This window comes from Amorphoplanes digitatis, assembly GCF_014205335.1.
Classification (GTDB): Bacteria; Actinomycetota; Actinomycetes; order Mycobacteriales; family Micromonosporaceae; genus Actinoplanes; species Actinoplanes digitatus.
Map to the genome: position 1 here is coordinate 1,034,159 of NZ_JACHNH010000001.1, position 12,703 is coordinate 1,046,861.

Genomic DNA, 12,703 nt, shown 5'->3' on the forward strand with positions numbered 1-12,703 from the left:
CGGTCGGCGGGTCGATCAGGACGTCGAGGGGGAGAGGTCCTGGCGGGCCGACGGATAGTAGACGGCCGGGTGGGTCTGCGTGGGCAGGTCGGCGTCGTCGTCGGCGGTGAGGGTGCCGCCGAGGGCGACGATGCGGCGGTGCGCCGCCGCCAGCCGGTCCTCGAGCATTACGATGCGGCACGCCGCGGTCAGCAGGATGCCCTCGTCGAGCAGCTGCCGGACCCGGACGGCCAGCTGGAGCTGGTGCCGGGAGTACCTGCGGTGGCCGCCGAGGGAGCGTTCCGGCTCGATCAGGCCGGCCGTGCCCAGGCTGCGCAGGAAGGCCGGCGTCACGCCGATGATGTCGGCGGCGCGACCCATCGTGTACGCCGGGAAGTCGGCGTCGTCGAACGCGGTACCCATGCTTCCTTTCGTCAACGCCGTGGACGCAGTCCAGGGCCCCGGCGGGTTACCGGGGCCCTGGCTGTTCAATTCTGCGGCCGACCGTCGTCGGCGCCGTCCATCCGCCTGCGTGCCGCTAGCGGACGGGCTGAGTGATGGGCATCGGCTGCGATCACCTCTTGTCGGGTCGGGGACGTTGCGATTACGCGTTGCTGCGGTATCTCGTCCTCCTTAACCAACTCAGCGTCCTTGCCAGTTGCGTGTCGGCTGTGCGTTGCCGACCTCCCCCATGTTAGGCCGGTCACCTGCGAATTTCTAGCCTCGCCGCTGTAGATTTTTAGGGCGAATGGGGCGGCGATGCGGGGCGGGCGCATGGCGCAGCGCGATGCCGCGTCGAGAGAGAGGTGACCGCGCCCCGCGTCGCCGCGGGTGTGGGGCGCCGGAGGCGCCCCGGGTGTTCGCCGAGCCTGCCGAGGGCCCGGCCGCTGCGCGCAGCGGTCAGAACACCGGCAGGGCCGCGCGGGAGTTCTGGCGGGATGAGCCGCGCTCCGCGTTCCGATGCCCTGACATGTCTACGAGTGTGCGGGTTGCGCTCCGCGCCGGGCAACACAATTAACGCAGCTCATTGACGGCCGTAACGCTACGGGTAGATCATCACCGAACAGCAGTGGCCCAGGTCACAGCTGCCCCTCGGTCAAGGGAGTCGCAATGAGCGTTAACCCTGCACCCAGTACCGACGAAGAACGACTCGCCCAGCTCGGCTACCAGCAGGAACTGCACCGCCGACTGTCCGGCTTCTCCAACTTCGCGGTCTCCTTCTCGATCATTTCCATTCTGGCCGGTGCGATCACGTCGTACGGCATCGCGATGACCGCGGGCGGGCCACTGGCCATCACCCTCGGCTGGCTCTTCATCGGCATCATGGTCACGTTCGTGGCGCTCGCGATGGCCGAGGTCTGCTCCGCCTATCCGACGGCCGGCGCCCTCTACTGGTGGGCGGCCGCGCTCGCGAGGAAGAACAAGGCAGCCTGGGCCTGGTTCATCGGCTGGTTCAACTTCCTCGGCGAGGTCGCCGTCACCGCGGCCATCGACTTCGGCGCGGCCATCACCACCGCGGCGTTCCTCAGCCTGACCTTCGACATGGAGGTCACCAAGGCCCGCACCTTCGTGATCTTCCTGATCATCATCCTGGTGCACGGCCTGCTGAACACGTTCGGCGTGAGCCTGGTCCGGCTGCTCTCCGACGTCAGCGCCTGGTGGCACCTGATCGGCGTCGCGGTCATCGTGGTGATGCTCACCGTGCTGCCCGACCAGCACAAGCCGATCTCCGAGGTGTTCTTCGAGGTACGCAACGAGACCGGCTTCACCTTCGCCGGCGCCGGCGTCTACGCCGTCCTCATCGGCCTGTTGATGGCCCAGTACACGTACACCGGCTACGACGCCTCCGCGCACGTGGCGGAGGAGACCCACGACGCGGCGCGGGCGGCTCCCCGGGGCATCGTGCTCTCCGTGGTGGTCTCGGTGATCGCCGGCTTCGTCCTGCTGGTCGCCATCACCTGGTCGATCCAGGACTACGAGACCGCGCGGACGACCGCGCTCGGTCTGCCGCCCGCACAGATCTTCATCGACGCGGTCGGCCACAACTCGGGCACCTTCCTGCTCTTCATCTGCATGGTCGCCCAGTGGTTCTGCGGCATGGCCTCGGTCACCGCCAACTCGCGGATGGCGTACGCGTTCTCCCGCGACGGCGCGCTGCCGGGCTCCTCGATCTGGAAGAAGGTGAACCCCCGCACCGGCACCCCGACGAACTCGATCTGGCTCTGCGTGGCGATCTCCTCGCTGCTGGTGCTGCCGTCGCTGTGGAACACCACCGCCTACCTGGCGGCCACCTCCATCGCCGTCATCGGGCTGTACATCGCCTACGTCGGCCCCGTGCTGCTGCGCCGGCTGAACCCGGAGTTCCAGCCCGGGCCGTGGAGCCTCGGCAAGTGGAGCGCGCCGGTCGGCTGGATAGCGATCGTCTGGGTCGTCGTCATCTGTGTCCTGTTCGTCCTGCCGACGGCCAGCCCGATCACGGCGACCACGTTCAACTACACGATCGTCGCCGTGGCGGCCGTGGTCGGCGCGGCCACCATCTGGTGGTTCGCGAGCGCCCGGAAGTGGTTCACCGGCCCGAAGTCGAACCTGATCGAGAAGGCCGCGCACGGGGAGCCGACCCTGCCGACCGAATGACTCAGCACGCGGGGGCCGGGCCTGCCGGCTCGGCCCCCAAACGTCGGCCCCATGCGATAGGACTTCTGCTATGGAATTAGAGGACCTGGACGTCGCCGTCGCGAACGGCAGCATCGACACCGTCCTGCTCGCGCTCACCGACATGCAGGGGCGGCTCCAGGGCAAGCGGCTGCACGGCCGCTTCTTCATGGACGAGGTCGTCACGGGCGGCAGCGAGGGCTGCAACTACCTGCTCGCGGTCGACGTCGACATGAACACCGTCGACGGCTACGCGATGTCGTCGTGGAGCAGCGGCTACGGCGACTTCGTGATGCGGCCCGACTTCGCCACGCTGCGCCGGGTGCCCTGGCAGCCCGGCACGGCCATGGTCCTCGCGGACCTGGAGACCACCGGCGGCGACGCCGTCTACGCGTCGCCCCGGCAGATCCTGCGCCGGCAGCTCGACCGGCTCGCCGACCACGGCCTTACCGCGTTCGCGGGCACCGAGCTCGAGTTCGTGCTCTACAAGGACAGCTACGAGCAGGCCTTCAACCGCAACTACCGCCAGCTCACCCCGGCCAATCAGTACAACGTGGACTACTCGCTGCTCGGCACCGCCCGGGTCGAGCCGCTGCTGCGCCGCATCCGCAACGAGATGTACGGCGCCGGCCTGGTGCCGGAGAGCGCCAAGGGCGAGTGCAACTTCGGCCAGCACGAGATCGCCTTCCGCTACGCGGACGCGCTGACCTGCGCCGACAACCACGTCGTCTACAAGAACGGGGCCAAGGAGATCGCCGCGCAGGAGGGCATGGCGCTCAGCTTCATGGCCAAGCCGAACGAGCGCGAGGGCAACTCCTGCCACATCCACTTCTCGCTGCGCGGCGCCGACGGCCGCTCGGCGATGCTCGGCGACGGGCCGGCGCACCTGAGCGTCACCGGGCAGCGGGTCATGGCCGGCCTGCTCGCCACCATGCGCGAGTTCAGCCTGCTCTTCGCGCCGAACATCAACTCATACAAGCGCTACCAGCCGGGCTCGTTCGCGCCGACCGCGCTGCGCTGGGGCGTCGACAACCGCACCTGCGCGCTGCGGATGGCCGGGCACGGCCAGGGCATGCGGGTGGAGAACCGGGTGCCCGGCGGCGACGTGAACCCCTACCTGGCGATCGCCGCGCTGGTCGCGGGCGCGGTGCACGGGCTGGAGCACGAGCTGGAGCTGGAGGAGGAGTTCCGGGGCAACGCCTACGAGGACGCCGCCGCGCCGCGGGTGCCCGGCACGCTGCGGGACGCCCTGGAGCTGTGGGACCTGAGCCCGGTCGCGGCGGAGGCCTTCGGCGCCGACGTGGTCGCCCATTACACGAATATGGCGAAGGTCGAGGTCGCCGCGTTCGACGCCGCGGTCACCGACTGGGAGCTCCGCCGTGGCTTCGAGCGGCTCTGACCCGCGGCGTGTGATGATCATCGGGGGAGGTGGCGGGTGGACAGCACAGTGGTGATCAATCCGGCGACCGGCGCGGCGTTCCAGACGGTTCCGTCCAACGGCCCCGACGAGACCGATGCCGCGATCGAGAGGGCGCACCGCGCCTTCCTCTCGTGGCGCCAGGTCGCGCCGGGCGACCGGGCGCGCCTGCTGCGGCGCTTCGCCGCGGTGGTCGACGCGCACATCGAGCAGCTCGCCGGGCTGGAGGTGCGCAACTCGGGCCACACCGTCGGCAACGCGCGCTGGGAGGCGGGCAACGTCCGCGACGTGCTCGACTTCTACGCGGGCGCGCCGGAGCGGCTGTCCGGGCGCCAGATACCGGTGGCCGGCGGCCTCGACGTCACATTCCACGAGCCGCTCGGCGTGGTCGGCATCATCGTGCCGTGGAACTTCCCGATGCCGATCGCCGGCTGGGGCTTCGCGCCCGCGCTCGCCGCGGGCAACACCGTGGTGCTCAAGCCGGCCGAGCTGACCCCGCTGACCGCCATCCGCCTCGGCGAGCTGGCGCTCGAGGCCGGCCTGCCCGAGGACGTCTTCACGGTGCTGCCCGGCAAGGGCCGGGTGGTCGGGCAGCGCTTCGTCACGCACCCCCTGGTGCGCAAGGTCTGCTTCACCGGCTCGACCCCGGTCGGCAAGTCGATCATGGCGGGCTGCGCCGACCAGGTGAAGCGGGTGACCCTCGAGCTGGGCGGCAAGAGCGCCAACATCGTCTTCGCGGACGCCGATCTGGAACGCGCGGCCGCGAGTGCGCCGGCGAGCGTCTTCGACAACGCGGGCCAGGACTGCTGCGCCCGGTCCCGGCTGCTCGTGCAGGACTCGGTCTACGAGCGCTTCCTCGGGCTGCTGGAGCCGGCGGTCAAGGCGTTCCGGGTGTCCGACCCCGCGCTGGAGACGGCCGAGATGGGCCCGCTGATCTCCGCCGAGCAGCGCGCGACGGTGGCGTCCTACACCGACGGCGCCGACGTCGCGTTCGCCGGCTCGGCGCCGTCCGGCGACGGCTGGTGGTTCCCGCCGACCGTGCTGCTGGCCCACTCGACCGCCGACCCGCACTGGCGCGAGGAGGTGTTCGGGCCGGTGCTCTCGGTGCTGCCGTTCCGCGACGAGGCCGAGGCGGTCAGGCTCGCCAACGACACCGAGTACGGCCTCTCCGGCTCGATCTGGACCCGTGACCTGGGCCGGGCGCTGCGCGTCTCGCGGGGTGTCGAGACCGGGAACCTCAGCGTCAACTCACACTCGTCGGTGCGCTACTGGACGCCGTTCGGTGGCATGAAGCAGTCCGGCCTCGGCCGGGAGCTGGGCCCCGACGCGCTGCTGTCGTTCACCGACGTCAAGAACGTCTTCATCTCGACGGACAGCTGAGAGGTCATCTGTGGAACGTTTGCAGGATCGGGTCGCCGTCATCACCGGCGCCGGTAGCGGCATCGGACTGGCCACCGCGCGGCGCTTCGCCGCCGAGGGTGCCAGGGTCGTCTGCGTCGACATCTCGGCGGACGCCGGCAAGGCCGCGGCCGAGGAGGTGGGTGGCGAGTTCGTCGCCTGCGACGTCAGCGACGAGGACGCGGTCCGGGCGCTCTTCGACGGGGTGGCCGAGCGGCACGGCCGGGTCGACATCGCCTTCAACAACGCCGGCATCTCGCCGCCGGACGACGACTCGATCCTGGTCACCGGCCTGGACGCGTGGGAGCGCGTGCTGCGGGTCAACACCACGAGCGTCTTCTTCTGCTGCAAGTACGCGATCCCGCACATGCAGCGTCAGGGCAAGGGCTCGATCATCAACACCGCGTCGTTCGTGGCGCTGCTCGGCGCGGCGACGTCGCAGATCGCGTACACGGCCAGCAAGGGCGGCGTGCTCGCGATGACCCGTGAGCTGGGCGTGCAGTTCGCCCGGGAGGGCATCCGGATCAACGCGCTCTGCCCCGGCCCGGTCGCGACGCCGCTGCTGATGGAGCTCTTCGCCAAGGACCCCGAGCGTGCGGCGCGACGCCTGGTGCACGTGCCGATGGGCCGGTTCGCGGAGCCCGCGGAGATCGCGGCGGCGGTGGCGTTCCTGGCCAGCGACGACGCGTCCTTCATGACCGCCTCGCAGTTCGTCGTCGACGGCGGCATCACCGGCGCCTATGTGACACCGCTGTAACGGTTTAGCGATCGACGACACGGGGAACGAACCCGGTACGCCCGGCTCACACCGGGCGTAGGGGCCGTATCTCCGCTTTTGCACGCTGCAATCGCTGCGCTGGCGGGTCGGAGGGCCCGGTCGCGGCGTTCGTCCTCCGGGGCGGGCGCCGCGCACCCGGTACCCGAGTGGTGCGCGGACGCGGCCGGTTCGGCGTCCGCGTCATCCGCTCGGGCGACCTGATCCATAACCGGACCTGGATACCGTGGAATCATGCGACCCGTCATCGGCATCACCACCTATGTGGAGCCCGCCACCTGGGGTGTCTGGCACGAACTGCCCACCACCCTGGTGCCGCACGACTACGACGCCGCCGTGACCCAGGCCGGCGGCCGGGCCGTCCTGATCCCGCCCGACGATCTCGACGCCGACGTGCTGCGGGTGCTCGACGGGCTGGTGCTCAGCGGCGGCGCCGACCTCGGCCCCGAGCTGTACGGCGCCGAGCCGGGACCGCTGACGATCTCCCGGCCGGACCGGGACTCGGGGGAGATGCTGCTGGCCCGCGCCGCGCTGGCCCGCGACCTGCCCATCCTCGGCGTCTGCCGGGGCATGCAACTGCTGACGGTCGCCGCGGGCGGCACGCTGCACCAGCACCTGCCGGACGTGCTCGGGCACGAGCGGCACCGGCCCGCGCCGGGCGTCTACGGGATGCACGAGGCCCGGTTCACCGAGGGCAGCCGGATCGCCGGCCTGATGGGCGAGGACACCCGGGTGCACTGCTTCCACCACCAGGGTGTCGACGATCCGGGCTCGCTGACGATCACCGGCCGGGCAGAGGACGGCACCCCGGAGGCGGTCGAGGATCCGGCGCGGAGATTCGTGCTCGGCGTGCAGTGGCACCCGGAGGTGACGCGCGACAAGCGGCTGTTCGGCGCCCTGGTGGCCGCCGCCGGGGGCTAAGGAACGGCCGGGGGTAGCCGATACGCAGGTTCAAGCAGGCAAAGGAGGATCGCAGGAAGATGCGCAGGCCCCTGATCGGATTGACCGCGTACGCCCAGCAGGCGACGTACGGCGCCCACGACCAGATGGTCGGGATGCTGCCGATGTCCTACGTCAAGGCGGTGCACGCCAGCGGCGGCCGCGCGGTCCTGATCACGCCTGACGACCCCGGCATCGACGTGCTCGAGTCGCTCGACGGCATCGTCTTCGCCGGCGGCGGCGACGTCGACCCGGCCAACTGGGGCGCCGCGCCGCACCCCGCCACCGAGTCCGACCCGGTCCGGGACGCCTCCGAGCTGATGCTGATGCGCGCCGCCCTCGACGCCGACCTGCCCGTGCTCGGCGTCTGCCGGGGCCTGCAGGTGATGGCCGTGGCCACCGGCGGCTCCCTGCACCAGCACCTGCCCGACCTGGTCGGCCACGAGCGGCACCGGGCCGCGCCCGGCACCGACCCGCTCGCCGCCGGCTCCTCGGACTTCGGACGCCACGACGTGGTGCTCAGGCCCGGCTCGGCCGCCCGGGCGCTGCTCGGCGCGAGGCTGACCGTGAACTCGTTCCACCACCAGGCGGTCGACGACCCGGGCGGCTTCACCGTCGTCGGGCGGTGCCCGGAGGACCGGGTCGTGGAGATCATCGAGCACCGCGACCGGTACTTCGCCCTCGGCGTGCAGTGGCACCCGGAGCGCACCGCCGACCTGCGCGTCTTCGCGGCCCTGGTCGACGCCGCGGCCGACCGGTCCGGCCTGGGCGAGACCGCGATCGCGGCCTGACCGGGGTCAGGCCGTGATCGGGTACGCCGCCTGGAACGCGAGCCGGGCGTCCGCGCCCGCCGCGAGCTGCCGGAGCACGTCGTCCAGCTCCAGGAACGCCTCCCACGGCGCCCCGCCCAACCGGGCGCAGACCAGCTTCTCCAGGTCCTCCACCCGGGCCGCCCGCCACACCTTGTCCGCGAGGCTCACCAGCAGGTCGTCGAGGGTGACGTGCGGGTCGTCCCAGGACGCGTGGCTGCCCGCGAAACGCGCCAGGTGCGCCGGCACGCCGTACCGCAGGAGCAGGTCGCGGCCCGCCTCCTCGTGCGCGTGGCCGGGCGCGGAGAGCTCCTCGACGTGCACGACCTTGCCGATGTCGTGCGTCGCGGCGCCGAACAGCACCGCGGTGGTGTCGAACTCCAGGTCCGGCCGGCGGCGTCCCAGGGCGTCGGTGAGCGACCACGCCACGTCGTGCACGATCCGCAGGTGCGCGCCAAGCCGCGGCGGGGCGTCCAGCTCACGCAGCAGCTCGGCGGCCGGCCCGGGAAGCGGGCGCAGCGACGATTCGGTCAGGGCCAGATCGAGTACCTGGGACGTCACGGCGCAAGGCTAGCTACCGCTGAAAAGCCCGACCGGTGGGTGTTACCGTGCCGAGGACTTGACGGGCGAACCAGCCGCGGGAGGACGCATGCGGGCGAGCGCGGACGGCGCCCAGCCGGAGCGGCTGCGAGCGGCGTTCGAGCGCGGTGGCGAGATGGGCGGCCGCATGCTCGAGCTGGACTGGGCGGCGACGCCGCTCGGCGAGCCGGCCGGCTGGGCGCCGGAGCTGGTCGGCGCCGTCTGCACGATGCTCGCCTCCAAGGCGCAGATCGTTCTCTTCTGGGGCCCGGAGTACTGCGCGCTCTACAACGACGCCTACCTGCCGACCATGGGCGGCAAGCACCCCGGCCACCTGGCCCGCCCGGGCCGGGAGATGTGGGCCGAGACCTGGTCGGTGCTGGAGGAGCTCTTCCACGACGTGGTGGCCCGCGACGAGTCGTTCTACGCCGCCGACCACCTGTTCATGCTGGAGCGCTACGGCTTCCTCGAGGAGACGTACTTCGACGTCTCCTACGACCCGATCCGGCGCGGCGACGGCAGCGTCGGCGGCGTCTTCTGCATCGTCAGCGACACCACCCGCCGGGTGCTCGCCGACCGGCGCGTGCGTACGCTCAGCGCTCTCGGCTCCCGGCTGGCCGACTCGCCCGACCAGGCCGCGCTCGGCATCCAGGTCGCGCGGGTCCTCGGCGAGAACGAGGCGGACGTGCCGTTCGCCGCCCTCTACCTCGACGATCCCGAGGACGGCGGCGAGCTGACCCTGGCCGGGGTCTGCGGCCTGCCGACGTCCGCGTCCTGGCCGATCGGCGCCGAGGCGCGGCGGGTCGTCGACGCGGTCATGAACTCACACCAGCCGGGCACCCTTCCGGTCGCCGACCTGGCCGACCCGCCACCGGCGTCCGCCGCGCCCGAGGCGCTCGTGCTGCCGGTCGGCGCCGGCACCGGCGACGCCGGGGTGCTGGTCGTCGGGGTCAGCCGCTTCCTGGCGATGGACCGCGGTTACCGGGACTTCCTCGACCTGGCCACCGCACAGATCTCCCGCGCGGTGGCCAACCTGCGTGCGTACGAGCAGGAACGCCGGCGGGCCGCGGAGCTGGCCGCCCTTGACGCGGCGAAGACGAACTTCTTCTCGAACGTGAGCCACGAGTTCCGCACGCCGCTGACCCTGATCCTCGGTCCGCTCGAGGAGCTGCTCGCCGGTGCCGGCCTCACCGACGACCAGCGGGAGCGCCTGCTGCCGATGCAGCGCAACGGACTGCGGCTGCTCAAGCTGGTCAACACGGTGCTCGACTTTTCCCGGCTGGAGTCCGGCCGGCTCAGCGCCGCGTACCGGCCCACCGACCTGGCCGACTACACCGCCCGGCTGGCCAGCACGTTCCGCTCCGCGGCCGAGCGGGCGGGGCTGCGGCTCGACGTCGACTGCCCGCCGCTGTCCGCGCCGGTGTACGTCGACCGTGAGATGTGGGAGAAGATCGTCTTCAACCTGCTCTCGAACGCGGTGAAGTTCACGCCCGCCGGCGGCATCTCGATACGCGTCGCCGAGCGCGAGGGCTGCGCCGTTCTCGAGGTCACCGACACCGGCGTCGGCATCTCCGCCGCGGAGCAGCGGCTGCTGTTCGACCGCTTCCACCGGGTCACCGGTGCCTGGTCCCGCAGCCACGAGGGCACGGGCATCGGCCTGGCCCTGGTCCGCGAGCTGGCCGAGCTGCACGACGGCACGGCGACCGCGCGCAGCGAGCCGGGCGCCGGCAGCACGTTCACGGTCGTGATCCCGTTCGGGACGGCGCACCTGCCCGCCGACCGGGTCATCGACAAGGGCACCACGGCCGCGCCGGACGAGCAGGCCCGCCTCTACGTCGAGGAGGCGCACTGGTGGCTGGACGAGACGCCGCCCGCGCCGGCCGAGCCGGGCGAGGTGCAGGACGCCCGCCGGGGCCGGGTGCTGCTGGTGGACGACAACGCCGATCTGCGCGATCACGTCGCCCGGCTGCTCCGGCCGTACTGGGACGTCACGGCCGCGGTGGACGGCGTCGACGCGCTGGACCGGGCCCTGGCGGAGCATTTCGACCTGGTGCTGACGGACGTGATGATGCCGCGGCTGGACGGCTTCGGCCTGATCAAGGCGCTGCGGGCCAACGAGCGCACCCGGGACGTGCCGATCGTGGTGCTCTCCGCCCGGGCCGGCGAGGAGTCCTCCGTGGAGGGTCTCTCGGCCGGCGCTGACGACTACCTGGTCAAGCCGTTCTCGGTGCGTGACTTGACCGCGCGGGTCCGGGCCAACCTGGAGCTGGGCCAGGCACGCCGGCAGATCATCAGCCGGCTGCGCGGGCTCGTCGACGCGGCCGCGGCGGTCGACACCGTACGCACCACCGCCGAGGTGCTCGACGTCGCCGCCCGGCACGTGCGGGCGATGACCTCGGCGGGCCGCGTGGTGATCACCGCGCCGGGCGCCCGGGCCGAGCTGGACGGCGGTGCCGCCGCGGACGCCGCGGTCGTCGTCCTGCCGCTGCCGGACACGTCCGGTGCGGCGCTCGGCGAGCTGAGCGTCTGGTCCGGTACCGACGGCCCGCCCGAGCCGGCGCTGCTGACCCAGCTCGCCCGGCTCATCGGCCTGCGGCTGGAGAACGCCCGGCTCTACGAGGCGGAGCACCGCATCGCCAGCACGCTCCAGCACAGCCTGCTGCCGCACTCGCTGCCGCGGGTGCCCGGTGCGATAGTGGGCAGCCGCTATCTGCCCGGCAGCACCGAGGCCGAGGTCGGCGGCGACTGGTACGACGTCTTCCTGGCGCCGGACGACTCGCTCTTCCTGGTGATCGGGGACGTGGTCGGCAAGGGCGTGCAGGCCGCGGCCGGCATGGGGCAGCTCCGGAACGCGCTGCGGGCGTACATCCTGGAGGGGTTCGACTGCGGCGAGTCGCTGACCCGGCTCAACCGGCTGGTGGACAACCTCGGCGGGCACCAGTTCGCGACCGTCGTCTGCGTCCGCTTCGACCCGCGCACCCGGAGGCTGCACTACTCCTCGGCCGGGCACCCGTCGCCGATGGTGGCCGCGCCGGGCGAGGAGGGCGAGCTGCTCTATGCGAAGGCCCTCGGGCCGCCGATCGGGGCGCTCGGCGACGTCAGCTACCCCACCCACGAGTCGGAGCTGGCTCCCGGGCAGCGGCTGCTGCTCTACACCGACGGGCTGATCGAGGACCGGCGCCGGGGCATCGACGCGGGCCTGGCCGAGCTGCGTACCGAGCTGGCCAAGCCGGCCGAGCACGTCGAGGACCTGCTGGACAGCCTGCTGGCCGGCGCCGCGCGGCAGACCCGCCGCGACGACATCGCGCTGCTGGTGCTGCAGGCCACCGAGCCGCGCGAGTTCGTGCTGCGGCTGCCCGCCGACCCGACCCGGCTGCGCGTGCTGCGGCGCCGGCTCGAGGACTTCCTGGCCGCGAACGGCGTGCCCGAGAACGACGTCTTCGACCTGACCGTCGCGGTCTCGGAGGCCGCGGCGAACGCGATCGAGCACCCCGTCGAGCCCGTCGAGGCGGTGATCACAGTGGAGGTGTCCGTCGGCGACGACGCGGTGACGGCGACCGTACGGGACACCGGTAGCTGGAAGCCGGCCACCGCGGCCGGCTTCCGCGGGCGCGGGCTGGCGCTGATCGGCGCGCTGTCGCAGCTGTCGGTCGACCGCTCGGAGGCCGGCACGGCCGTGACCCTGCGGCGGCCGATCAGCCGGGACTGACGGGCCCGCTCAGCCGCGCTGGAGCAGCCAGGGCTGGCTTGCCAGGCCGGAGATGTCGAGCACCCGGTGCACCTGTCGCGACGGGATCACCTCGAGGGCGCCCGGATAGCGCTCCGCGAGCCTGACCAGCGCGTGGATCGCGGCGGAGTCGAAGAACGTGACATCGCGCAGGTCGAGGACGACGCCGCCGAAGCCGGCGCCGGTCGCGGCCTCGAACATGGCATCGGCCGTGGACATGTCGACCTCGCCGCTGACCACCACGGTGGCCCGGTCGCCGTCCGTCGAGGTGCTGACCGAGAAGATCGTCTCGGCGCCATCTTGATCCACGCTGACACGATTACACAGCGGCCCAGGGGCGGCAACAACCGGTCATCCGGGTCAACCGAGCTGTTATCTCCCGTCACGCCCCGGGGGGCGCCGGGTGCGGGCGGCGATAAGCTGAGCCG

At 72.0% G+C, this 12,703-nt stretch carries 10 protein-coding genes; 7 read left to right on the forward strand and 3 right to left on the reverse strand.

What is annotated here, in order from left to right; translation table 11 throughout:
- Window positions 1–15: 15 nt before the first annotated feature.
- The gene (locus tag BJ971_RS04815; RefSeq protein ID WP_184990173.1) at window positions 16–402 is read right to left on the reverse strand and encodes a MerR family transcriptional regulator; all 387 of its coding nucleotides are present in this window, start codon (window positions 400–402) and stop codon (window positions 16–18) included.
- 687 nt (window positions 403–1,089) lie between these two features.
- Here BJ971_RS04815 and BJ971_RS04820 point away from each other — a divergent pair.
- From BJ971_RS04820 to BJ971_RS04845, 6 genes are all read left to right on the forward strand, one after another.
- Entirely contained in the window at window positions 1,090–2,613 is a 1,524-nt protein-coding gene (locus BJ971_RS04820; protein WP_184990175.1) for an amino acid permease, read from the forward strand.
- A 70-nt stretch (window positions 2,614–2,683) separates the two neighbouring features.
- Complete coding sequence (locus BJ971_RS04825; protein WP_184990177.1) at window positions 2,684–4,030, forward strand: glutamine synthetase family protein; 1,347 nt, start codon at window positions 2,684–2,686, stop codon at window positions 4,028–4,030.
- A 36-nt stretch (window positions 4,031–4,066) separates the two neighbouring features.
- Complete coding sequence (locus BJ971_RS04830; protein ID WP_184990186.1) at window positions 4,067–5,428, forward strand: aldehyde dehydrogenase family protein; 1,362 nt, start codon at window positions 4,067–4,069, stop codon at window positions 5,426–5,428.
- Between the two features lie 10 nt (window positions 5,429–5,438).
- Entirely contained in the window at window positions 5,439–6,203 is a 765-nt protein-coding gene (locus BJ971_RS04835) for a 3-oxoacyl-ACP reductase (protein ID WP_184990188.1), read from the forward strand.
- A gap of 252 nt (window positions 6,204–6,455) precedes the next feature.
- Complete coding sequence (locus tag BJ971_RS04840) at window positions 6,456–7,142, forward strand: gamma-glutamyl-gamma-aminobutyrate hydrolase family protein (protein WP_184990190.1); 687 nt, start codon at window positions 6,456–6,458, stop codon at window positions 7,140–7,142.
- 59 nt (window positions 7,143–7,201) lie between these two features.
- Complete coding sequence (locus tag BJ971_RS04845) at window positions 7,202–7,951, forward strand: gamma-glutamyl-gamma-aminobutyrate hydrolase family protein (RefSeq protein ID WP_184990192.1); 750 nt, start codon at window positions 7,202–7,204, stop codon at window positions 7,949–7,951.
- A 6-nt stretch (window positions 7,952–7,957) separates the two neighbouring features.
- Here the strand turns inward: BJ971_RS04845 and BJ971_RS04850 are convergent, their stop codons facing one another.
- Complete coding sequence (locus tag BJ971_RS04850) at window positions 7,958–8,530, reverse strand: HD domain-containing protein (protein ID WP_184990194.1); 573 nt, start codon at window positions 8,528–8,530, stop codon at window positions 7,958–7,960.
- 88 nt (window positions 8,531–8,618) lie between these two features.
- Between BJ971_RS04850 and BJ971_RS04855 the strand changes: the two genes are divergently transcribed.
- Window positions 8,619–12,257: a SpoIIE family protein phosphatase gene (locus tag BJ971_RS04855; protein WP_239087550.1), complete on the forward strand. Its 3,639-nt coding sequence runs from the start codon at window positions 8,619–8,621 to the stop codon at window positions 12,255–12,257.
- A 9-nt stretch (window positions 12,258–12,266) separates the two neighbouring features.
- Here BJ971_RS04855 and BJ971_RS04860 read toward each other — a convergent pair whose 3' ends face one another.
- The gene (locus tag BJ971_RS04860; protein ID WP_184990196.1) at window positions 12,267–12,584 is read right to left on the reverse strand and encodes an STAS domain-containing protein; all 318 of its coding nucleotides are present in this window, start codon (window positions 12,582–12,584) and stop codon (window positions 12,267–12,269) included.
- Window positions 12,585–12,703: the final 119 nt, after the last annotated feature.

Bases quoted from the DNA above. Each gene is read 5' to 3' on its own strand.
- BJ971_RS04815 (WP_184990173.1), bottom strand. From the start codon at position 402: ATGGGTACCGCGTTCGACGACGCCGACTTCCCGGCGTACACGATGGGT.
- BJ971_RS04820 (WP_184990175.1), top strand. From the start codon at position 1,090: ATGAGCGTTAACCCTGCACCCAGTACCGACGAAGAACGACTCGCCCAG.
- BJ971_RS04825 (WP_184990177.1), top strand. From the start codon at position 2,684: ATGGAATTAGAGGACCTGGACGTCGCCGTCGCGAACGGCAGCATCGAC.
- BJ971_RS04840 (WP_184990190.1), top strand. From the start codon at position 6,456: ATGCGACCCGTCATCGGCATCACCACCTATGTGGAGCCCGCCACCTGG.
- BJ971_RS04845 (WP_184990192.1), top strand. From the start codon at position 7,202: ATGCGCAGGCCCCTGATCGGATTGACCGCGTACGCCCAGCAGGCGACG.
- BJ971_RS04855 (WP_239087550.1), top strand. From the start codon at position 8,619: ATGCGGGCGAGCGCGGACGGCGCCCAGCCGGAGCGGCTGCGAGCGGCG.